At 63.4% G+C, this 18,868-nt stretch carries 25 protein-coding genes; 10 read left to right on the top strand and 15 right to left on the bottom strand.

The annotated features are described in order from the left end of the window. Positions 1 to 30 precede the first annotated feature (30 nt). Together ACVIN2_RS20565 and ACVIN2_RS20560 are read left to right on the top strand one after the other, a co-directional pair. Positions 31 to 660, top strand: a complete 630-nt coding sequence (locus ACVIN2_RS20565; protein WP_456766935.1) for a histidine phosphatase family protein — start codon at positions 31 to 33, stop codon at positions 658 to 660. Between the two features lie 52 nt (positions 661 to 712). After that, a complete protein-coding gene (locus tag ACVIN2_RS20560) occupies positions 713 to 1,771 on the top strand; it encodes an AI-2E family transporter (RefSeq protein WP_456766934.1) in 1,059 nt (352 codons plus the stop codon). Between the two features lie 61 nt (positions 1,772 to 1,832). Here the strand turns inward: ACVIN2_RS20560 and ACVIN2_RS20555 are convergent, their stop codons facing one another. The 8 genes from ACVIN2_RS20555 to hisB all read right to left on the bottom strand — a co-directional run bounded on the left by ACVIN2_RS20555 (position 1,833) and on the right by hisB (position 6,933). Continuing rightward, positions 1,833 to 2,072 (bottom strand): hypothetical protein, encoded by a 240-nt coding sequence (locus tag ACVIN2_RS20555; RefSeq protein WP_456766933.1) that lies wholly within the window; start codon positions 2,070 to 2,072, stop codon positions 1,833 to 1,835. Positions 2,073 to 2,177: 105 nt separating this feature from the next. Beyond that, the gene (gene coaA, locus ACVIN2_RS20550; protein WP_007598451.1) at positions 2,178 to 3,134 is read right to left on the bottom strand and encodes a type I pantothenate kinase; all 957 of its coding nucleotides are present in this window, start codon (positions 3,132 to 3,134) and stop codon (positions 2,178 to 2,180) included. 20 nt (positions 3,135 to 3,154) lie between these two features. Further along, the gene (locus ACVIN2_RS20545) at positions 3,155 to 3,481 is read right to left on the bottom strand and encodes a phosphoribosyl-ATP diphosphatase (protein WP_007598445.1); all 327 of its coding nucleotides are present in this window, start codon (positions 3,479 to 3,481) and stop codon (positions 3,155 to 3,157) included. A gap of 99 nt (positions 3,482 to 3,580) precedes the next feature. Further along, positions 3,581 to 4,357 (bottom strand): imidazole glycerol phosphate synthase subunit HisF, encoded by a 777-nt coding sequence (gene hisF / locus ACVIN2_RS20540; RefSeq protein ID WP_007604055.1) that lies wholly within the window; start codon positions 4,355 to 4,357, stop codon positions 3,581 to 3,583. Between the two features lie 10 nt (positions 4,358 to 4,367). Beyond that, on the bottom strand, positions 4,368 to 5,108 hold the full coding sequence (hisA, locus tag ACVIN2_RS20535; protein WP_456766932.1) for a 1-(5-phosphoribosyl)-5-[(5-phosphoribosylamino)methylideneamino]imidazole-4-carboxamide isomerase: 741 nt from the start codon (positions 5,106 to 5,108) through the stop codon (positions 4,368 to 4,370). Beyond that, on the bottom strand, positions 5,096 to 5,746 hold the full coding sequence (gene hisH, locus ACVIN2_RS20530; RefSeq protein ID WP_354064986.1) for an imidazole glycerol phosphate synthase subunit HisH: 651 nt from the start codon (positions 5,744 to 5,746) through the stop codon (positions 5,096 to 5,098). The genes hisA and hisH overlap by 13 nt, the downstream gene beginning before the upstream one ends. Continuing rightward, positions 5,743 to 6,273, bottom strand: coding sequence for a DUF2628 domain-containing protein (locus ACVIN2_RS20525; protein ID WP_247285043.1), 531 nt, complete (start codon positions 6,271 to 6,273; stop codon positions 5,743 to 5,745). Before ACVIN2_RS20525 ends, hisH begins: the two co-directional genes overlap by 4 nt. Positions 6,274 to 6,339: 66 nt before the next feature. Further along, positions 6,340 to 6,933 (bottom strand): imidazoleglycerol-phosphate dehydratase HisB, encoded by a 594-nt coding sequence (gene hisB, locus ACVIN2_RS20520; protein WP_456766931.1) that lies wholly within the window; start codon positions 6,931 to 6,933, stop codon positions 6,340 to 6,342. 202 nt (positions 6,934 to 7,135) lie between these two features. On the opposite strand from hisB, the gene hslV reads away from it, so the two are divergent. The 5 genes from hslV to ACVIN2_RS20495 are packed head-to-tail and all read left to right on the top strand — an operon-like array spanning position 7,136 to position 11,307. Next, positions 7,136 to 7,696, top strand: coding sequence for an ATP-dependent protease subunit HslV (hslV, locus tag ACVIN2_RS20515; protein WP_456766930.1), 561 nt, complete (start codon positions 7,136 to 7,138; stop codon positions 7,694 to 7,696). Positions 7,697 to 7,699: 3 nt separating this feature from the next. After that, positions 7,700 to 8,185 (top strand): GNAT family N-acetyltransferase, encoded by a 486-nt coding sequence (locus tag ACVIN2_RS20510; RefSeq protein WP_456766929.1) that lies wholly within the window; start codon positions 7,700 to 7,702, stop codon positions 8,183 to 8,185. Continuing rightward, on the top strand, positions 8,182 to 8,799 hold the full coding sequence (locus tag ACVIN2_RS20505) for a DUF2585 domain-containing protein (protein ID WP_456766928.1): 618 nt from the start codon (positions 8,182 to 8,184) through the stop codon (positions 8,797 to 8,799). The genes ACVIN2_RS20510 and ACVIN2_RS20505 overlap by 4 nt, the downstream gene beginning before the upstream one ends. 50 nt (positions 8,800 to 8,849) lie before the next feature. After that, the gene (gene hslU / locus ACVIN2_RS20500) at positions 8,850 to 10,154 is read left to right on the top strand and encodes an ATP-dependent protease ATPase subunit HslU (protein WP_456766927.1); all 1,305 of its coding nucleotides are present in this window, start codon (positions 8,850 to 8,852) and stop codon (positions 10,152 to 10,154) included. A 28-nt stretch (positions 10,155 to 10,182) separates the two neighbouring features. Further along, positions 10,183 to 11,307, top strand: coding sequence for a hypothetical protein (locus tag ACVIN2_RS20495; protein WP_456766926.1), 1,125 nt, complete (start codon positions 10,183 to 10,185; stop codon positions 11,305 to 11,307). Here ACVIN2_RS20495 and ACVIN2_RS20490 read toward each other — a convergent pair. Genes ACVIN2_RS20490 through ACVIN2_RS20480 form a run of 3 tightly spaced genes read right to left on the bottom strand, consistent with a single transcriptional unit; the run spans position 11,304 to position 14,090 of the window. Further along, positions 11,304 to 11,894 carry a Smr/MutS family protein gene (locus tag ACVIN2_RS20490; RefSeq protein ID WP_456766925.1) on the bottom strand — a complete coding sequence of 197 codons (591 nt, stop codon included), beginning with the start codon at positions 11,892 to 11,894 and terminating at the stop codon, positions 11,304 to 11,306. The two genes, ACVIN2_RS20495 and ACVIN2_RS20490, sit on opposite strands and share 4 nt — an antisense overlap. Next, positions 11,891 to 13,417, bottom strand: coding sequence for a murein transglycosylase A (gene mltA / locus ACVIN2_RS20485; RefSeq protein WP_456766924.1), 1,527 nt, complete (start codon positions 13,415 to 13,417; stop codon positions 11,891 to 11,893). Before mltA ends, ACVIN2_RS20490 begins: the two co-directional genes overlap by 4 nt. Beyond that, positions 13,395 to 14,090, bottom strand: coding sequence for a Tim44/TimA family putative adaptor protein (locus ACVIN2_RS20480; RefSeq protein WP_456766923.1), 696 nt, complete (start codon positions 14,088 to 14,090; stop codon positions 13,395 to 13,397). Before ACVIN2_RS20480 ends, mltA begins: the two co-directional genes overlap by 23 nt. A gap of 414 nt (positions 14,091 to 14,504) precedes the next feature. On the opposite strand from ACVIN2_RS20480, the gene secB reads away from it, so the two are divergent. Beyond that, positions 14,505 to 14,987 carry a protein-export chaperone SecB gene (gene secB, locus ACVIN2_RS20475; RefSeq protein WP_007598595.1) on the top strand — a complete coding sequence of 161 codons (483 nt, stop codon included), beginning with the start codon at positions 14,505 to 14,507 and terminating at the stop codon, positions 14,985 to 14,987. On the opposite strand, the gene dnaQ is transcribed toward secB, so the two are convergent. The 4 genes from dnaQ to ACVIN2_RS20455 are packed head-to-tail and all read right to left on the bottom strand — an operon-like array spanning position 14,984 to position 17,831. After that, complete coding sequence (gene dnaQ / locus ACVIN2_RS20470) at positions 14,984 to 15,700, bottom strand: DNA polymerase III subunit epsilon (protein WP_018459637.1); 717 nt, start codon at positions 15,698 to 15,700, stop codon at positions 14,984 to 14,986. The two genes, secB and dnaQ, sit on opposite strands and share 4 nt — an antisense overlap. Positions 15,701 to 15,728: 28 nt before the next feature. Then, positions 15,729 to 16,328, bottom strand: a complete 600-nt coding sequence (gene coaE, locus ACVIN2_RS20465) for a dephospho-CoA kinase (RefSeq protein WP_456769768.1) — start codon at positions 16,326 to 16,328, stop codon at positions 15,729 to 15,731. Positions 16,329 to 16,351: 23 nt separating this feature from the next. Beyond that, positions 16,352 to 16,960: a Maf family nucleotide pyrophosphatase gene (locus ACVIN2_RS20460; RefSeq protein WP_456766922.1), complete on the bottom strand. Its 609-nt coding sequence runs from the start codon at positions 16,958 to 16,960 to the stop codon at positions 16,352 to 16,354. A gap of 31 nt (positions 16,961 to 16,991) precedes the next feature. Beyond that, positions 16,992 to 17,831 (bottom strand): pyruvate, water dikinase regulatory protein, encoded by an 840-nt coding sequence (locus ACVIN2_RS20455; RefSeq protein ID WP_027514822.1) that lies wholly within the window; start codon positions 17,829 to 17,831, stop codon positions 16,992 to 16,994. A gap of 66 nt (positions 17,832 to 17,897) precedes the next feature. Between ACVIN2_RS20455 and ACVIN2_RS20450 the strand changes: the two genes are divergently transcribed. Further along, positions 17,898 to 18,113: a hypothetical protein gene (locus tag ACVIN2_RS20450; RefSeq protein WP_456766921.1), complete on the top strand. Its 216-nt coding sequence runs from the start codon at positions 17,898 to 17,900 to the stop codon at positions 18,111 to 18,113. Between the two features lie 177 nt (positions 18,114 to 18,290). Continuing rightward, positions 18,291 to 18,725 (top strand): protoporphyrinogen oxidase HemJ, encoded by a 435-nt coding sequence (gene hemJ / locus ACVIN2_RS20445; protein ID WP_456766920.1) that lies wholly within the window; start codon positions 18,291 to 18,293, stop codon positions 18,723 to 18,725. Positions 18,726 to 18,868: the final 143 nt, after the last annotated feature.

Raw genomic sequence — 18,868 nt, 5'->3', positions numbered from 1 at the left:
CTCTGGGGCATTTTGAACAGAGGATTTCGCATGAACCTGCTGTGCCGCCTCGCCTTCGTGATCCTTCTCTGTGGTTCAACTCAAGCCACCGCGGCCGATAGCTCGGAACTGATCGCCTCGCTCAAGCAGGGCGGCTTCGTGCTGGTGTTTCGCCACACCGCCACCGACGACAGCCAAAAGGATGTCTACCCTTTCAAGTTCGACGACATGAGTGCCCAGCGTCAGCTCAGTGAAAAGGGCCGCGACATGGCGCGCCAGATCGGGGCAGCCATCAAGGAACTCGCGATTCCGATCGGCGACGTCTACACGAGCAAGCTGAACCGCGCGATCGAGGCGGGCAGACTGATCTCCGGTCGCGAGGTCAAGCCGGTCGATGCATTGACGGACAGCAGCAACGCGAGCGCGTCTGGCATGGCAAATCCCACCGGTGCCAATGCAAAGGCGGGCCAGGCCGTGCGGCAGCTCGTCGATGCGCCGCCCAAGGCCGGCACCAACACCGTCCTGGTCACCCACAAGACCAACATCGCCGATGCCTTCGGCAAGGAAGCCGGGGACGTGCAGGAAGGCGAAGCTTTCGTCTACAAGGCCGGCGGCTCGGGTCCTGCAACCTTTGCAGGACGCATCAAGTTCGCCGACTGGACCGCGAAAGCAGACAAGTGACGGCCCGGAATTCGGGTGAACATGCTCTGGCCACAGAAGGGTTGGCGAACACGTGAGAACATCGGAAGACCGCTCATTCCTCATCTTGCTTGCCGCGATCTCCCTTGCCTTCGGGTGGGTGCTTTGGCCGTTCTCCGGCGCGTTGTTGTGGGCCACGCTTCTGGCGATCATGTTCGCGCCACTCTATCGACGGGCCCTGGAAACGCTTCCGGGAAGGCGCAACTTGGTCGCATCGTTCACTGTCGTCGTCGTGATCGTCATGGTCCTCATCCCGGTGGCGGTCGTCATCACCTCGCTCATCGACCAAGGTGGGGAGCTGTATCAGCGCGCTCAGAGTGGAGAGATCAGTTTCGCTCATCCCCTGCAGCAGCTGAAATCCGCGCTGCCCGCCTGGGCTGCTTCCCTGTCGGATCGCCTGGCCGGCATCGATTTTTCGGCCCTGAAGGAACGTCTGTCGAGTCTGGTCGTCCCTGCCGGCCAACAGCTGGCGGGGCACGCCATCAACATCGGTCAGTTGACGCTGGAGTTCGTCGCAAGCTTGCTCGTGATGTTGTACCTGCTGTTCTTCCTGCTCCGCGATGGTGACGAGCTCAACGCGCGGATTCGCGACGCGCTTCCGCTGCGGCCGAGCCACACCACCGAGATTCTGAATGCATTCACCCTCGCGGTTCGCGGGACGATCAAGGGGATCGTTCTCGTTGCGCTGATTCAGGGAGCGCTTGGCGGGCTGATTTTCTGGGTGCTCGGCTTGACTGCCCCGCTGCTGGCGGGCGCCCTGATGGCGCTGCTCTCGCTTCTGCCCGTGCTCGGCTCTGCGCTAGTTTGGGTTCCGGTCGCGCTCTACCTGCTTCTGGCAGGCTCAGTCACGAAAGGGATCATCCTGCTCGTCTTCGGGATCTTCGTGATCGGTCTTGCGGACAATTTTCTCCGTCCGATCCTGGTCGGCCAGTCGATCCAAATGCCGAGCTATGTCGTGCTGCTCGCTACCGTAGGCGGCCTTGCGGCTTTCGGAGCGAACGGGTTCGTCATCGGCCCGCTCGTCGCCGCGATGTTTCTCACGGCGTGGCACATCTTCATCGGCTCGAAAGCGCGACAGGAGGCCCGGAAATGATCGTCATGTCGAGTTACTATCCGGCGGCCAGCCGAGCGCCGAATCCGGCTACCCCCGAATGCTACGCGGCGTGAGCAGCAAACCGCGGCGCGGACAGCTTGGCCGGCGGCGTTGGCGTGCCCTTGAATTTGGTGTCTGCCTGGGCCGCGCGCTTGCAATGTGGGCACACGAACAGATGCGCGATGATCGGGGCCGGCTCGTCCGCCAGCAGCTCGGAACGGAACCACTTCATCTCGATATGGCAATCCGGGCAGGTCGGTGCTTCCAGCTGCTCGGCAGCGCTTCTGAGACGATCAACCATGGGGCCCGTGTGCGTTTCCGAAAGCCATAATCAAATACCCCTCGCCGGTCTGCAACAAAAGATACTCAGCCCGAAATTTAACAAGGGCTGCGTTCATCAAGGCAGTTACAGCCGCCTGAGCGCCACGCTCGCCACCGTGTGGTCGGCGCCCTTCTTCAGGATCAGGGTCGCGCGGGGGCGGGTCGGCAGGATGTTGTCCTCGAGATTGGCGAGGTTGGTGCGTTCCCAGATCGCGATCGCGGTGGCGGTGGCTTCCTCGTCCGACAACAGCGCGTAGCGGTTGAAGTAGGATTTTGGATTGGTGAACGCGGTGTCGCGCAGCGACAGGAAGCGCCTGATGTACCACTGCCGCAGCGCGGCCTCGTCGGCGTCGATATAGACGGAGAAATCGAAGAAGTCGGAGACCACGGGCACGGCCTTGCCGTCGCGCGGCAGCTTGCCGGTCTGCAGCACGTTGACGCCCTCGACGATCAGGATGTCGGGCTGGTCGATCTCGGCCCATTGGTTCGGCACGATGTCGTAGGTCAAATGCGAATAGACCGGCGCGCGCACATGGCGGCGGCCGGCCTTGATGTCGGAGAGGAAGCTGAGCAGCAGCGGCAGATCGTAGCTCTCCGGAAAACCCTTCTTCTGCATGATGCCCTGCCGCTCCAGCACGGCGTTGGGATACAGAAATCCGTCAGTGGTGATCAGCTCGACCTTGGGACGCGGCGACCAGCGCGCCAGCAGCGCCTGAAGCACGCGGGCCGTGGTGGATTTTCCAACCGCGACCGAACCGGCGACGCCGATGATGTAGGGCATCTTGCGGTCGCGGATATTGAGAAATTGGCGCTCCGCGTAATAGAGCCGCTGCATCGCATCGACATAGATCGACAGCAGGCGCGACAGCGGCAGGTAGATGTCCTCGACCTCCTGCAAGTCGAGGCGGTCGTGCAGCGAGCGCAGCCGGTCGAACTCGCCCGGCTCCAGCGTCATCGGCGTGTCGTCGCGCAGTCGCGACCACTCCTCGCGCGTATAGACGCGGTACGGATTATACTGCTGCTCGGGTGCGCGGATATCCATGACGCGACTCTCCACCTCGGCTAGCTGCCGCCCTTGCGCGACGCCTTTTCTTCCAACCCTGACATATTGGTCCGCTTGTCCAATGCGGCCTCGACCTCTTCCAGCTTTACGCCGCGGGCCTTGAGCAGCACAAGGAAATGATAGAGCAGGTCGGCGCCTTCGGCGATCAGATGCGCGCGATCGTTTTCGACTGCAGCGATTACGGTTTCGACTGCCTCCTCACCGAACTTCTTGGCGCAATGTTCGGCGCCCTTGTCGAGGAGCTTGCGGGTATAGGACGCCTCGCCACCCGCCGCCGCGCGGGCGTCGATGGTCTCGGCCAGATCGTGGATCGTGAAACGCGGCATACAAATACTCGGAAAACGCGCCTCGGCCGGTATTGGCCGTCTATCCGGCGGGATAAGCCGTCCCCACCGATGATGTAGCATTTTTAGGGACGGGAGTCGTCAGGCATCGAGGCGCATGGGCAGCCCGCGCCGGGACATGTGCTCCTTGGCTTCCCGGATGGTGAATTCCCCGAAATGGAAGATCGAGGCGGCCAGCACGGCGGTGGCGTGGCCGTCGCGAATACCGTCGACGAGGTGATCGAGATTGCCGACGCCGCCCGAGGCGATCACGGGAACGGGAATGCTGTCGGCGATCGCCCGGGTCAGCGGGATGTCAAAACCCTGCCGCGTGCCGTCGCGGTCCATCGAGGTGAGCAGGATTTCGCCGGCGCCGAGCGAGACCACCTCCTGGGCGTATTCGATGGCGTCGATGCCGGTCGAGTTGCGGCCGCCATGGGTGAAGATCTCCCAGCGCTCTCCGCCACCGGCGCGCTTGACCCGCTTGGCGTCGATCGCAACCACCACGCACTGCCCGCCGAATTTTTCGGCGGCTTCCTTGACGAACTCACGCCGTGACACCGCGGCGCTGTTGATCGAGACCTTGTCGGCGCCCGCGCGCAGCAGCGTCTTGATGTCGTTGACCTCACGCACGCCGCCGCCGACGGTCACAGGCATGAAGCAGGCTTCAGCGGTGCGCCGGACCACGTCCAGCATGATGCCGCGATTCTCATGAGTCGCGGTGATGTCGAGGAAGGTGAGCTCGTCGGCGCCGGCTGCGTCATAGGCGATCGCCGCTTCGACAGGGTCACCGGCATCGCGCAAATCGACGAAGTTGACGCCCTTGACGACCCGGCCGTCCTTGACGTCGAGGCAGGGGATCACGCGCACCTTGAACATCGGAGGTCTCCTAGGCCGCGGCGCGGATCAGGGTGAGGGCGGACGCGGGATCGAGCCGCCCGTCATAGAGCGCGCGGCCGGCGATCGCGCCGGCGAGCTTTTTCGCGCGCGGCGTCAGCATCGCCTTGACGTCCTCGATCGAGGCGAGGCCGCCGGAGGCGATCACGGGAATCGAGATCGCATCCGCCAGCGCAATGGTTGCATCGAGATTCAGGCCCTTGAGCAGGCCGTCGCGCGCGATGTCGGTGAAGATGATGGCGGCGACGCCGGCGTCCTCGAAGCGCTGCGCGATTTCCAGCACGGTCACCTGCGAGGTCTCGGCCCAGCCTTCGACCGCGACCTTGCCGTCGCGGGCGTCGAGCCCCACCGCGACGCGGCCGGGAAATTTCCTGGCAGCAGCCTTCACCAATTCGGGGTCGCGCACCGCGGCGGTGCCGATGATGACACGGGTGATGCCCTTGTCGAGCCAGGCCTCGACAGTCGCGAGATCGCGAATGCCGCCACCGAGCTGCACCGGAATCGTGATCGTCTTCAGCATCGCCTCGACGGCCTGCGCGTTCACCGGCTTGCCGGCAAACGCACCGTCGAGATCGACGACATGGAGATACTCAAAGCCCTGCGCGACGAAGCTCTCGGCCTGCGCGGCTGGATTGAGATTGAACACGGTCGCGCGCGCCATGTCGCCCTGTTCGAGGCGCACGCATTGGCCGTTCTTGAGGTCGATCGCCGGAAAGAGAATCACGGTTTCCATCGCAAAAAGTTCGAGATCAGGGCCAAACCAAAGCGCTGGCTCTTCTCGGGGTGAAACTGCGTCCCGATCGCCGTATCCTTGCCGACGATCGCGGTGACAGGCCCGCCGTAATCGGCGCGCGCGAGCACGTCCGCCTCGTTGGCGGCGTTGAGGTGGTAGGAGTGCACGAAATAAGCGTGCTGGCCCTTGGGGCCGAGCGGCAGCCTGTCCAGCACCGGATGCTCGCGCAGCACATCGAGCGTATTCCAGCCCATGTGCGGGATCTTGAGGCTCTCGTCGCGCGGCGTGATCTTCTCGACATCGCCGCCGATCCAGTTCAGGCCTTGCGTGATGACATGCTCCTTGCCGCGGGTAGCGAACAGCTGCATGCCGACACAGATGCCGAACATCGGCCGCGCCTTGACCCGCACCGCTTCGGTGATCGCCTCGACCATGCCGTTGACGGCATCCAGCCCGCGCCGGCAATCGGCGAAGGCGCCGACGCCCGGCAGCACCAGACGGTCGGCGCTGTAGGCCTGGTCCGGATCGCTGGTGACGAACACCTTTTGCGGATTGTCCATGCTGCGCGCGGCGCGCTCGAATGCCTTGGCGGCCGAATGCAGATTGCCGGAACCGTAATCGATGATGGCGACGCTCATCTTGACCCTCCCGGTTCTGGAAACAAACCAATGATGCCACCCGCCGGCATCGGCGGCGGGTTGGAGAATTGCTGACCCGGCACGTTGCGGGTCGGCGGCGGGCCGCCGCGATCGACGGCCCATTGATCGTTGACGATGCCGCGCTGCTTCTGGCTCCAGCGCTCGAAGAAGCGGCGCTCGGCGGTGTCCTCGTCGTCGGAAATCACCACGTCTAGCTGCCGCCATTTTCCGCGCGACAGCGTCCAGCGGCGCAGGCTGGAGGCCTCGAATCCCATCAGCAGCGCGACGATGATGTCGGCGAAGAAGATCGACGAACGGCCGACGCCGAGGCTGGACAGCCCGACATTGAACGCGGCAACGAAGATCACCCAGCCGATCAGCGCCAGCCACAGCCGATTCCACAGCAGCCAGAACGGTCCGAAGATCATCGCCCAGAAATGGAAGCCGTCGCGCACGAAGACGAATTTGTCGGTCGCGCGCAGGTCGGCTCCGGCAGGTGAGGGAGCATGAACTGTGTAGACGGACATGGCGATGCCCCGTTCCCTAGGAATTCAGTGATACCGCAAACGGCACGGGCCGCGGGCCGAAAGATTTCAGCCGCCGAGCGAGCCCTTGGTGGACGGGATTTCGCCCACAGCCTTCGGATCGATCGCGACGGCGGTGCGCAGCGCCCGTGCCAGACCCTTGAAGCAGGACTCGGCGATATGGTGGCTGTTATCGCCATATAGGGTCTCGACGTGAAGAGTCACGCCCGCGTTCATGGCGAAGGCCTGGAACCACTCGCGCACCAGCTCGGTATCGAACTCGCCGATCTTATCGCGGGGGAAGTCGACCTTGAACACCAGGACCGGGCGGCCCGAGATGTCGATGACCACGCGCGACAGCGTCTCGTCCATGGGCATGTGCACGCCGGCATAGCGGGTGATGCCCGCCATGTTGCCGAGCGCCTGCTTGACGGCCTGGCCGAGCGCGATGCCGGTGTCTTCGGTGGTATGGTGATGATCGATGTGCAGATCGCCGACCGCCTTGACCGTGAGGTCGATGCGGGAATGGCGGGCGAGGAGATCGAGCATATGGTCGAAAAAGCCGATGCCGGTCGCGATATTGGACACGCCGGTGCCATCGAGGTTCACGGTGACCTCGATGTCGGTTTCCTTGGTCTTGCGCTTGATCGTCGCGGTGCGCATCAAAACTGGCTTTCATCCTCGTTCGGGGCCGAAAACGCCGGTCTTTTAACAGCCAAATGACGCCTTCGCTACTGCGGGAACGGCTGGCCGGGCCTCTACTTCTGCCTATGGTGAGCGAAATTGGGCCCGGAGCGGCCCGTTGTGCGCCAGTTGTCCCCTTGGCCCCGACCGCCTAAATCAGGCCGGACAACGAGGATCATTCATGCAGGACTCCCCAAACAGCTCGCCGGGCTGGCACGGCACCACGATTTTGACGGTCCGCAAGGGCGGCACGGTGGTGGTCGGCGGCGACGGCCAGGTCTCGATCGGCCAGACCGTGATCAAGTCCAACGCCAGGAAGGTCCGGAAACTCGGCAAGGGCGACGTCATCGGCGGCTTTGCCGGCGCCACGGCCGACGCCTTCACGCTGTTCGAGCGTTTGGAAGCCAAGCTCGAGCAATATCCGGGGCAATTGACCCGGGCCGCCGTCGAACTCGCCAAGGACTGGCGGACCGACCGTTATTTGCGACGGCTGGAGGCCATGATGATCGTGGCCGACAAGGACGTCTCCCTGGTGCTGACAGGCACCGGCGACGTGCTGGAGCCCGAAGCCGGCGTGATGGCCATCGGCTCCGGCGGTAATTACGCGCTGGCGGCCGCCCGCGCTCTGCTCGACACCGACAAGGACGCCGAGACCATCGTCCGCCGCTCCCTCGACATCGCTGCCGACATCTGCGTCTACACCAACCGTAATGTTACCGTCGAAGCGCTGTCGGCCGGCTAGGCCATGGCCCTCGCCTACACCTTCCGCCAGATGACCGCGGCCGACCTGCCGCTAATCCGGCGATGGCTGGGCGAGGCACATGTGCGGGAATGGTGGGGCGATCCGGACGAGCAGTTCGCGCTTGTGAGCGGCGACCTCGATGACCCCGACATGGACCAGTTCATCGTGTTGGCCGATGGCAAGCCGTTCGGCTATCTTCAATGCTACCGCCTGACCGCCTGGAATACGGGTCTTGGGCCGCAACCGGAGGGCACGCGTGGCATCGATCAATTCATCGGCGAAAGCGACATGATCGGGCGCGGGCACGGTTCGGCATTCATCCGCCAATTCGCCGACGCGCAGTTGCAGCAGGGCCTGCCCCGCATCGTCACTGATCCTGATCCGCTCAACGCGCGCGCCGTGCGTGCCTATGAGAAGGCCGGCTTTGTCCGCGACCGCATGGTCGAGACGCCCGACGGGCCGGCGCTCCTGATGGTGCGCGAGCCATGACCCTGGCAACCACGCATGAGAGCAGGGCCGGGTTTCCACCGCTCGCCTGGGTCGGCATCGCGCTGCTGCTGCTGGCGATGCAGGCCTCGATCCTGCTCGCGATGGGCCGGGTGCCGATCTGCACTTGCGGCTATGTCAAGCTGTGGCATGGCGTGGTGAACAGCTCGGAAAATTCGCAGCACATCGCCGACTGGTACAGTTTTTCGCACGTCCTGCACGGGTTCCTGTTCTACGGACTGACCTGGCTGCTGTTCGCGCGGCTGCCATTCGTGTCGCTGTCCTGGCCCGCGCGGCTGATCATCGCCATGCTGATCGAAGGTGCCTGGGAGATCGTCGAGAACTCGCCTTTCATCATCGAACGCTACCGCGCCGGAACGATCTCGCTGGATTATTTCGGCGACAGCATCGTCAATTCGGTCTCTGACAATCTGTCCATGATGCTGGGCTTCCTCGCCGCGCGCCTGCTGCCCGTGTCGGTGACCGTCCTGCTCGGGCTCGCCTTCGAAATCATGCTGGCGCTCCATATTCGCGACAATCTGACGCTCAATATCCTGATGCTGATCCATCCGGTCGAGGCCGTGAAACAATGGCAATCGGGCCCGCCGATCATCTGACGCAAAAAAGCGGCTTGTCCCGCCACGCATCTGATCCTAGCTAAGGTCCCATGACAGACTTTTCTCCCCGCGAAATCGTTTCCGAACTCGACCGTTTCATTGTCGGCCAGGCCGATGCCAAGCGCGCCGTCTCGATCGCGCTGCGCAACCGCTGGCGGCGACAGCAGCTCGAAGGCTCCTTGCGCGAAGAGGTGCTGCCGAAGAACATTTTGATGATCGGCCCGACCGGCGTCGGCAAGACCGAGATCGCGCGGCGGCTCGCCAAGCTTGCCAACGCGCCGTTCCTGAAGGTCGAGGCGACGAAATTCACCGAGGTCGGCTATGTCGGCCGCGACGTCGAGCAGATCGTGCGCGATCTCGTCGAGGTCGCAATCGCCCAGGTCCGCGAGCGCAAGCGCAAGGACGTGCAGGCACGCGCGCAGCTCGCCGCCGAGGAGCGCGTGCTCGACGCCCTGGTCGGTGCCAATTCCAGCGCCGCGACGCGGGACTCCTTCCGCAAGAAGCTGCGCGCGGGCGAGCTCAACGACAAGGAGATCGAGATCGAGACACAAGGCGGCGGCAGCGGCTTTCCGATGTTCGAGATCCCGGGCATGCCCGGCGCGCAGATGGGCGCGGTCTCGATCGGCGACATCTTCGGCAAGCTCGGCGGACGCAGCAAGATGCGGCGGTTGACGGTGGAGAGCTCGCACGAGATCCTGGTCAACGAGGAATCCGACAAGCTGCTCGACAGCGATCAGTTGACGATGGAGGCGATCAGCGCCGTCGAGAACAACGGCATCGTGTTCCTGGACGAGATCGACAAGATCTGCGCCCGTGAAGGCCGCGCCGGCGGCGACGTCTCGCGCGAGGGCGTGCAGCGCGACCTGCTGCCGCTGATCGAGGGCACCACGGTCTCGACCAAGCACGGCGCGGTAAAGACCGACCACATCCTGTTCATTGCCTCCGGCGCCTTCCACGTCGCAAAACCGTCCGATTTGTTGCCGGAATTGCAGGGCCGCCTGCCGATCCGCGTCGAGCTGCAGGCACTGACCCGCGACGACATGCGCCGCATCCTGACCGAGCCCGAGGCTTCGCTGATCAAGCAATATGTCGCGCTGATGCAGACCGAGGGCGTCACGCTCGACATCACCGACAATGCCATCGACGCGCTTGCGGACGTCGCGGTCGCCGTCAATTCCACCGTCGAGAACATCGGCGCGCGGCGGCTGCAGACGGTGATGGAGCGGGTGCTGGACGAGATCTCCTTCACCGCCCCCGACCGCAGCGGCGAGACCGTCAGGGTCGACGCCGATTTCGTGCAGAAGCACGTCGGCGACCTCGCCAAGAACGCGGATTTGAGCCGGTTCATTTTGTAATTCCGGGCGGTCGCGCTATGGATGCGGCGTGACCGCACGCATCCTGCAAAACCCCTGGCGCATCCTGCTCGCGGTCAACGCCGCGGTCATCGTCGGCGTGTTCGTTCACAAGATCCAGCTGCCGCCTTACGTCCCCTACATCCACCTCCTCGTCGACTATCATTTCGGCTTCATCAAGCGCGCGCTGATCGGGGCCATCGTCGCGCTGTTCACCGACAAGGTGCCGGTATGGCTGGTGTTCGCGCTCGGCGGCGCGACATGGCTGGCGACGCTCGGGCTGTACGCAAGGCTCTTCCAGACGACGTTCGGCTTCACCGCGAAGACATTGCCGCTGTTCGTCTTCATCGCGGGCTCGCCGTTCTTCCTCAAGAACTTCATGCACACGCTCGGCCATTTCGACATCTATGGCTGCGCGCTGGCAATCATCCTGCTGCTGGTGCCGGCTGGCTCGCTGCTGTTCGTGGCGCTCGCTGCGCTGTTCTCGATCGTTCTCGTCCTGATCCACCACATCCATCTCCTGATGTATGTGCCGACCATCGTCACCATCGTCGTGATCAGGCACTATCTGACGCACGGCTGCGATCGCACCAATGTCGCGTTCGGCATCATTGCCTTGGTTGCCGTCTCCGCGCTGTTCTTCGCCGCGCAATTCTGGGGAACGATGCCGATCCCGGAGGCGGATTTCGTTGCCTACCTGAAGAGCCGGATGGCCGATCCGTCGCGGGCCGACCTGCTGCAGTTCGCCTACATCTGGTATCAGCCGCTGGCGCGGGAGATTTCCGACACCTGGGGCCGCCTGCCCCACAACATTCTCGGCGTGCCCGTGTTCGCGCTGCTGATCTGGCTGCACACACCGCTGTCGCGCTATTTTGCGAATTTGATCGGCGCGCTCGCCAACGACACGCATCGCCGTCTCGTGGTCGCGGCGCTTGCCGGCGTCAGCCTCGCCTGCCTCGTGATGTTCGCGATGGTGTTCGACTATTCGCGCTGGATCTCGAACTGGGCGGTCTGCATGTTCCTGATCCTGCACGCGGTGAAGATGCTGCCCGCCGCGCGCGAGACGCCACTAATTCCGGCCGAGGATCGGAAGACAAATATCTTTGGCCTGATCCTCACCCTGATTCCCCGCGTCGGAATCGTGCGGCCGTTCTAATATCTCGCCCGCCTGATCCGCACGTAAAGCGCGCCCTCGCCGCCGTGGCCGATGCCGGCTTCCTCGAACCCCACGACGAAGGCGCGGAATTCCGGCAGGCTCAGCCATTCCGGCACCTGACGGCGCAGCACGCCGCTTTCGCCGCCGCTTCGGCCCTTGCCGGTGATGACGAGCACGAAGGTCAGGCCGTCATGATGCGCGCGGTGCAGGAAGCCGGTCAGTGCGCGATGGGCGCGCATCTGGGTCATGCCGTGCAGATCGAGCCGCGCCTCGATCTCGCTACGCCCACGCGACAGCTTTGTGCGCTCGCGTTTGCCGAGCGGCGCCAGCGGCGGCACCGCCGGTTTCGCTGCACGCGGTGCCGGGGCAACGGCCATCGGACGTGGCGATGACGCAAGCCGCGTGGCGGGCGCTGCGGGGGAAGGCTCAGTGCGCGGTGCGGCCTGCACCTTGGCGGCACGATGCTTCCTCAGCGGCTTGACCTGCTTGGCGATCGCATCCCACAGCGCGCGCTCTTCCTCGCTCAGCGCGCGACGGCGCGGCGAGGGACGAGGCTCCAGCACGGGCGGACGGGACGATCGCTTCATTGCTGCCGATGGGAACGATTTTTCACCGGCCGCCGCGGCTCCTGAACTGGCTCGATCACGGGACGCGGCACCGGTAGCGGGACTGGATCGGCGACAGCGACGGTCTCGCTCGTGCTCTGCGCCACGGCTGCCGCCGGCTTCTCCTTCGCGGTCTCCGTTTGCGGAAACAGCTTTGCGATCTTCTCCGAAGGCCTGGGGTCCGGCACCGGGAGCCGCGCGCCGCGCGCTGTGGGATCAAGGCCCTTCGGCACCAGCATCACGAAATGCATGGCATGGCGCAGCCGCCCGGAGACGCGGCCGGCCTCCTGACCCGCGCCGAAATAGAGATCGGCGCGCGCGGGCCCGATGATGGCCGAGCCGGTGTCCTGCGCGATCATCAACCGATGGAACGGCGTCTTCGCGCGTTCAGAATCGATCGGCAGCTCGCCTTCGATGAAGAACGGCGTGCCGTAGACGTGCAGCGATTTGTCCACCGCGATCGAGCGGCCGGCCGTCAACGGAATGCCCTGCGCGCCGACCGCCTCCTCCTTGTCCGACAAATTGACCTCGCGGAAGAAGATGTAGGAGCGGTTCTGGCGCCGCAGCTCCTTGGCGCCGTCGGGAGTCTGGGCCATCCACTCCCTGATCTTCTGCATCGACATCTCTTCCTTTGGAATGATGCCGCGCTCGATCAGGATGCGACCGACCGCCGTGTAGGGATAGCCGTTATAGGCATCGTAATTGAGCCGGACCGTGCCGCCGTCGTCGAACTTGATCCGCGCCGAGCCCTGGATCTGGGCGAACAGCAGATCGGTCGGGTCCTTCAGCCAGGCAATCTCGAGTCCGCGGCCGGCGATCTTGCCGTCCTCGATCTCGGCGCGATCGTAATAGGGCACGAGCTTGCGGCGACCGATCTTGCGATAGACCGGGCCCTTGTTGGGCAGGCTGACCGAATCCTGCTTGTAGCCGCGCACGAACAGGTTGGAGGGGCGGCGATAGACCGGGACGTTGTAGACGTCGGTCTGCGTGCGCGATCCCTCGAGCACCGGCTCGTAATAGCCGGTGACGAAACCGTCGGGCTCGCCGAGGCGCGAGATCCGTAGTGGCGCGAAATTCTCTTCGAAGAAGGTTTTTGCCCGAGCGTCGTCGGTTAGCTCGAGCGATTTGGCGACCCGGCAGGGTTCGGCCAGCGAGGCGCCCAAAGCCTTGGGTTCGGGAGCGCCGGTCTGCGCGCTGATCGGACGGCAGCTGGCGCGAAAGGTCTTGTAGGCGGCGAGATGATTGTCGTCGCCCCAGCCCTTCACGTCGGCCCAGGCCAGCGGCAGATATTGCGCGCCGGGAATCTCGAACGGCAGCGGAAGCTGCGGATACGGCAAGGCGCGCGCCGGCACGGCAGGCAATTCCGGGAGATGATGGTGATGGCTGCGATAGTGGCGCCGCGCCGCCTCGGCGCCGAGTGAAAACGACGACAGCGCGACGGCACCTGCGCAAAGCGCCGTCGCGCTGGTCTTCAGGAAAGCCTTAATTCGCGCTTCCGGTGCCAACCAGCTTCCAGTTCGGATCGCGAGAGGTGATGTCGCGGGCGAAAGTCCAGATGTCGGTGATGTCGGCGACCGTGTCGGCGCTGCCGTCGACGATGTTGCCGGACTTGTCTCGGGTGGCCGAGATCATCTGCGAGACGAAGCGGATCGTGAGCTGGGCGGTGCGGTCGCGCAGCTCGGCGCCGACGAGCTCGGCCTTGTCGATCGAGACAAAGCGCGTCTCGGTCTTCTGCTCGTTCTTCTCGCGCTCCTTGATCGCGGCATCGAAGCTGTCATAGACCTCCGACGACAACAGGTCTTTCAGCGAACGGCGGTCGCCATTGGCAAAGGCCAGCACGATCATCTCATAGGCTCCGCGGGCGCCGGAGATGAAATGGCGCGGATCGAAGGTGGAATCCTTTTCGACAATGGAGTCGAGACCCTGGGCGAGCACGGTGCCCGGCTCGGTCAGGCCCTTCCAGCGGTCGGAGGGCGGGGTCGGCTCGGCCGTCGGCGCCAAGGGAGCCTGGTCGATGACCTTGCCCGGCATGGTGACGACGTTCTTGTCCTGGGCACCCTGGAGCGCGTTGCGGTCGAACGGCGGCCGCTCGTTACCGGTGCGCTGCCCCAGCACACTGCGCAGCCTCAGAAAGATGAAGACCGCCAGCGCCAGGAAGATGATGGTGTAGATGTCCACGTCGTATTCGCTTTCTGGTCGTCTGTAGAAGGGGCCGTTCGAAGGGGTCGTGCCGGGAAAATCGATCCGGCCAGTAGACCGTTCCATACCGGAACGGCAAGTCTACATCACCATTTCGGGTCCGCGCGTCAGGTCCGTGGGATGTAGGCACGAAATCTTGCCCGGCCAATGGCGCCTTTTGGCACAGCACCGAGTGTAGCGCGTTTTATGCTTAAGGGGAAACCCGATCCTGCCCGGAAATCGCGCATCTTCAATCGTTTAAGCCGCGGTTACGCAGGATCGACGGGGTGAACGCCATAGTTGTGAGCGTGGCCGGAATTCCCCATCCGGGACCGTTCGTCCTTGTGGAACGAGGTAGCCCTATGTTAGCCAACCGCCGCGAAATTCAGCCCAATCGGGTAAGGAGACACTCTTATGACCAACGGTAACGGCACCCCTCCCGAGGCGGCCCAGGCTCCCCAGCTCAACGTCCTGGCGCAATATACCAAGGACCTCTCGTTCGAAAATCCGAACGCGCCCAGCTCGCTCCAGCAGCAGAGCCAGCCGCCCCAGATCAACATCCAGATCAATGTCAGCGCCAACAATCTCAGCGAACAGGAGTTCGAGGTGACGTTGTCGGTCGAGGGCAAGGCCGAGACCGCCGGCAAGATCATGTTCTCGTTCGAGCTCGCTTATGCCGGCGTGTTCCGCATCTCCAACGTGCCGAAGGACAATTTGCATCCGCTGGTCATGATCGAATGCCCGCGCCTGCTGTTCCCGTTCGCCCGTGAGATCATCGCCACTGCCGTGCGCGACGGCGGGTTCCCGCCTTTGATGCTGGACCCGGTCGATTTCGTCGGCCTCTATCGTCAGAACATGGAGCGGCAAATGGCCGCTCAGCCGAGCGGCCAGGCCTAACCAGCCAAAGGGGCAGCTGGAGCGGGCAGAAACTCGTTCCAGATCGCCTTGTCGCCGAGCGTTGCGATGAAGGCCCGGTGGGCCTCGCGCTCGGCGTCTGAAATCCGCGGGGTGAGCGGCGCCGGCCGTTGCCGCCGAGGCGCATCGGCAGCCCCATTGGCGCGGGTTTCCTCGGATTCCGACGCCAGCAGCAGCTGCGATTGCCGCGCCCCGACCAGGTCGACATAGACTTCCGCGAGCAGCTCGGCGTCGAGCAACGCGCCGTGCTTGGTGCGGCGTGAATTGTCGATCGCATAGCGCGAACAGAGATCGTCGAGCCGGTTCGACACGCCGGGATGCTTGCGCCGTGCCAGCAGCAGCGTATCGACCAGCCGCTCGCGCGGGATCGCCGGGCGCTTGATCCGGTCGAGCTCGGCATTGATGAAGCTGATGTCGAACGAGGCATTGTGGATCACCAGCGGCGCGTCGCCGATGAACTCCAGAAAATCGTCGACGACCTCGTGGAACAGCTGCTTGGTCGCCAGAAACTCGGCCGACAGCCCGTGCACCGCAAAGGCTTCTGCCGGCATGTCCCTTTCGGGATTGATGTAGACGTGGAAGCTTTGCCCCGTCGGCATGCGATTGAGCATCTCGACGCAGCCGATTTCGACCAGGCGATCTCCCCGCAGCGGGTCGAGGCCGGTGGTTTCGGTGTCGAGAACGATTTCGCGCATGATCTGAGAAGCCGTGTCAGGCGGCGAATCAGGTGCGCCGCTGCGGCATCTTAACGACCTCGGCGAGGATGTGCGCGATTTGGGCGCGCACGGGATCGAGTCCATGTGACGTATCCACCACGAAATCGGCACGCTTGCGCTTTTCCGCGTCAGGCGTCTGCTTGGCGATGATGGCGTCGAGCTTGGCCGCGTCCATCGTGCCGCGCGCCAGCACCCGCTCGCGCTGCAGTTCCGGAGACGTCGTCACCACGACCACGGCATCGACCCGCGTCTCGCCGCCCGTCTCGAACAGCAGCGGAATGTCCAGCACCACGACCGGCGCGTTGGTGGCTTCGGCGTCGGCGAAGAATTTTTTCCGGGAAGCGCCGAGCATCGGATGGACGATCTGCTCCAGCTGCTTGATGGCGGCAGCATCGTGCACCACACGCGCCGACAGTTTTGGCCGATCGACCTTGCCGTTCGCGGTGGTGCCGGGGAAAGCGGCCTCGATGGCCGGCGCAGCCTCACCCTCATAGAGCTGATGGACGGCCGCATCAGCATCGTAGACAGGGACACCAGCCTCCGCGAACAATTTCGCGGTGGTGGATTTGCCCATCCCGATCGAGCCGGTCAGTCCCAGGATCCGCATCAGCGCCCAGCCATCTCTGCCATTCACACCGCAACTAGCCGCTCGCGCCGCAGGAACGCAAGCAGCGGCAGCAGCGGCAGACCGAGAATGGTGAAATGGTCGCCCTCGATCCGCTTGAACAAATGGATGCCCAGGCTTTCGAGCTGATAGCCGCCGACGCTGGTGGTGACGGCATCGCCGGCGATGTCGAGATAGGCCGAAAGCTCGGCCTCGGTCATCTGCCGCATGGCGAGGCGCGCGACCGAGACGTCCTCGAAGATGATCTCACCGTCACGTGCGATCGCCACCGCGGAATTCAGCTCATGACTATGGCCGGAGAGATCGCGCAGTTGCGCCAGCGCTTGGGCGCGGCCCGCAGGCTTGTTGAAGAGACGATCGCCAAGCGCCAGCGTTTGATCGGCACCGATGACGGTGCTTCCGGCGTGATGGGCCGAGACTGCCTTGGCTTTTTCGCGCGCCAGCAGCAGCGCAATCTCGCGCGGACCAGAAAGCCCGGAGGCGGCCTGGATGCCGCGCTCGTCGATATCAGCCGTAATCGCCTTGAACTCAAGCCCGGCGTTAGCCAGCAGCATCTTTCGCGCGCTGCTCTGCGAGGCCAGGATCAACGAAGATTTGCCGAGCCACAGACCCATCGCGAAACCATTCCCAAGACTGTTCTCAAGTTTATTCAGAAGGCCGGTTACGCTGACGATCACTATAGAGTTTCATGATCGCCGCGGCGGTTTCCTCGATCGAGCGCCGCGTGACGTCGAGCAGCGGCCAATCGTGCTTGGCGCTCAGCTTGCGGGCAAATGCGACCTCTTCGGCGACCGACTGCTTGTCGGTATAGGTGTCGCTGCTGGAATCCGCGCCCATGGAGAGCAGACGGTTCGTGCGCACCTGAATCAAGCGTTCCGGCGTCGCATGCAAGCTCACCACCAGCGGTCGCGTCAACGTTTCCAGTTGAGACGGCACCGGAATGCCTGGAACCAGCGGCACGTTGGCGGTGCGGATGCCACGGTTGGCAAGATAGATCGAGGTCGGGGTCTTGGAGGTGCGGGAGACACCGACCAGCACCACGTCCGCATCATCGAGCCCTTCGACATGCTGGCCGTCATCGTGGATCATCGTGTAGTTCAACGCGTCGATGCGCTTGAAGTATTCGGCATTGAGCACGTGCTGGGCACCGACCCGGCCGGTCGTGGCAGCTCCGAGATACGCCTCGAACAACTGCATCACCGGGCCGATGATCGACAGGCTCGGAACATTGATCCCCTTGCACTTGTCCTCGAGCCTGGCGACCAGATCCTTCTCGAGCAGCGTGAACAGCACGATTCCCGGTGCTTCCTCGATCTCGTCGAGCACGCGATCAAGCTGTTTCTGGCTGCGCACCAACGGATAGACGTGCTCGACCGGGGTCACGTTGGCGTACTGGGCGGCAACGGCGCGCGCCACCGTGATCAGCGTCTCACCGGTGGAGTCGGAGACGAGGTGCAGATGGAAATAATTGCTCGAGGTCGGCACAAAAGCCCTTTGTATGAAACCGGTGTGGTTTGTGGATTTCTGTGGAGCTTAACCCCTTGGAAAGGGATGTGCGACACCGGGGGCGGGACAAGTGCCAATTTTCTTCACACCACTGCCCCTGAGAACAACTTCGGCGCCCTGCCGAAAGGGAAACGGGATTGCGTCGATAACCCTCTTGATAAGCTGCCGACAGAAACGCGCAAGCCTTTGAAGCTGACCGACTTATCGAAAGCGGACAGAGCGATCAGGGATATGTTGATGGATGTGAACAAGCGCGTGTGAACGGGCGGACGGAAATGTGTGAGTCCAATTCACCGTCACATAGACTCAAACCTTAAGAATCTAAGATTCTTATTGGAGAAGGGCGCTACGGACGGATATGTGTGCAGGCAAGACCTTAACGACTCCTTACTATCCCCAGCGTTCCCCCTCGGCTGGGCAGGAATCCGGACCCCAGACATGTTTGAAGACGTCTACCTCTGGATCAAGGCGCTGCATGTGATCGCCGTCATCTCCTGGATGGCGGGCATGCTCTATTTGCCGCGGCTGTTCGTTTATCATTGCGAGGCCGAGATCGGCTCGAAGCAGTCGGAAACGTTCAAGACCATGGAACGGCGGCTGTTCAAGGCGATCATCAATCCCGCCATGATCGTGACCTGGCTCGCCGGGCTCTACCTGGCCTGGGCTGGACATTGGTTCAGCTTCGGCTGGCTGCACGTAAAACTGGCACTGGTCCTGGCAATGTCGGCGGTCCACGGCTTTTTTTCGCGCTGGTTGAAGGATTTCGCGGCGGACCGGCGTCCCCGAAGCCAGAAATTTTATCGCATTATCAACGAGGTACCGACTGCCTTGATGATTCTGATCGTCATCATGGTGATCGTGAAGCCGTTCTAGGCAGGAGCCGCGAACAATCGCTCAGTGCTTCTGCTTGCGGAGTGTGAGGCGATTTTCTATATTAGCGATATCCCACCCAACGCAGGCGGATGTGGTCGTGTCTGAGCTTTCCAGAGGCCGGACACCCCATCAGGTTTGAAGCC

It is taken from the genome of Bradyrhizobium sp. USDA 3650, assembly GCF_054057395.1.
This window is presented reverse-complemented; position numbering and strand designations above follow the sequence as displayed.

What these genes read in the sequence shown, in the direction of transcription:
- ACVIN2_RS20565 (WP_456766935.1), top strand. Translation starts at nt 31, where the DNA reads ATGAACCTGCTGTGCCGCCTCGCCTTCGTGATCCTTCTCTGTGGTTCA.
- ACVIN2_RS20555 (WP_456766933.1), bottom strand. Translation starts at nt 2,072, where the DNA reads ATGGTTGATCGTCTCAGAAGCGCTGCCGAGCAGCTGGAAGCACCGACC.
- coaA (WP_007598451.1), bottom strand. Translation starts at nt 3,134, where the DNA reads ATGGATATCCGCGCACCCGAGCAGCAGTATAATCCGTACCGCGTCTAT.
- ACVIN2_RS20545 (WP_007598445.1), bottom strand. Translation starts at nt 3,481, where the DNA reads ATGCCGCGTTTCACGATCCACGATCTGGCCGAGACCATCGACGCCCGC.
- hisF (WP_007604055.1), bottom strand. Translation starts at nt 4,357, where the DNA reads ATGTTCAAGGTGCGCGTGATCCCCTGCCTCGACGTCAAGGACGGCCGG.
- hisA (WP_456766932.1), bottom strand. Translation starts at nt 5,108, where the DNA reads ATGGAAACCGTGATTCTCTTTCCGGCGATCGACCTCAAGAACGGCCAA.
- hisH (WP_354064986.1), bottom strand. Translation starts at nt 5,746, where the DNA reads ATGAGCGTCGCCATCATCGATTACGGTTCCGGCAATCTGCATTCGGCC.
- ACVIN2_RS20525 (WP_247285043.1), bottom strand. Translation starts at nt 6,273, where the DNA reads ATGTCCGTCTACACAGTTCATGCTCCCTCACCTGCCGGAGCCGACCTG.
- hisB (WP_456766931.1), bottom strand. Translation starts at nt 6,933, where the DNA reads ATGCGCACCGCGACGATCAAGCGCAAGACCAAGGAAACCGACATCGAG.
- hslV (WP_456766930.1), top strand. Translation starts at nt 7,136, where the DNA reads ATGCAGGACTCCCCAAACAGCTCGCCGGGCTGGCACGGCACCACGATT.
- ACVIN2_RS20510 (WP_456766929.1), top strand. Translation starts at nt 7,700, where the DNA reads ATGGCCCTCGCCTACACCTTCCGCCAGATGACCGCGGCCGACCTGCCG.
- ACVIN2_RS20505 (WP_456766928.1), top strand. Translation starts at nt 8,182, where the DNA reads ATGACCCTGGCAACCACGCATGAGAGCAGGGCCGGGTTTCCACCGCTC.
- hslU (WP_456766927.1), top strand. Translation starts at nt 8,850, where the DNA reads ATGACAGACTTTTCTCCCCGCGAAATCGTTTCCGAACTCGACCGTTTC.
- ACVIN2_RS20490 (WP_456766925.1), bottom strand. Translation starts at nt 11,894, where the DNA reads ATGAAGCGATCGTCCCGTCCGCCCGTGCTGGAGCCTCGTCCCTCGCCG.
- secB (WP_007598595.1), top strand. Translation starts at nt 14,505, where the DNA reads ATGACCAACGGTAACGGCACCCCTCCCGAGGCGGCCCAGGCTCCCCAG.
- dnaQ (WP_018459637.1), bottom strand. Translation starts at nt 15,700, where the DNA reads ATGCGCGAAATCGTTCTCGACACCGAAACCACCGGCCTCGACCCGCTG.
- coaE (WP_456769768.1), bottom strand. Translation starts at nt 16,328, where the DNA reads ATGCGGATCCTGGGACTGACCGGCTCGATCGGGATGGGCAAATCCACC.
- ACVIN2_RS20460 (WP_456766922.1), bottom strand. Translation starts at nt 16,960, where the DNA reads ATGGGTCTGTGGCTCGGCAAATCTTCGTTGATCCTGGCCTCGCAGAGC.
- ACVIN2_RS20450 (WP_456766921.1), top strand. Translation starts at nt 17,898, where the DNA reads ATGTGCGACACCGGGGGCGGGACAAGTGCCAATTTTCTTCACACCACT.
- hemJ (WP_456766920.1), top strand. Translation starts at nt 18,291, where the DNA reads ATGTTTGAAGACGTCTACCTCTGGATCAAGGCGCTGCATGTGATCGCC.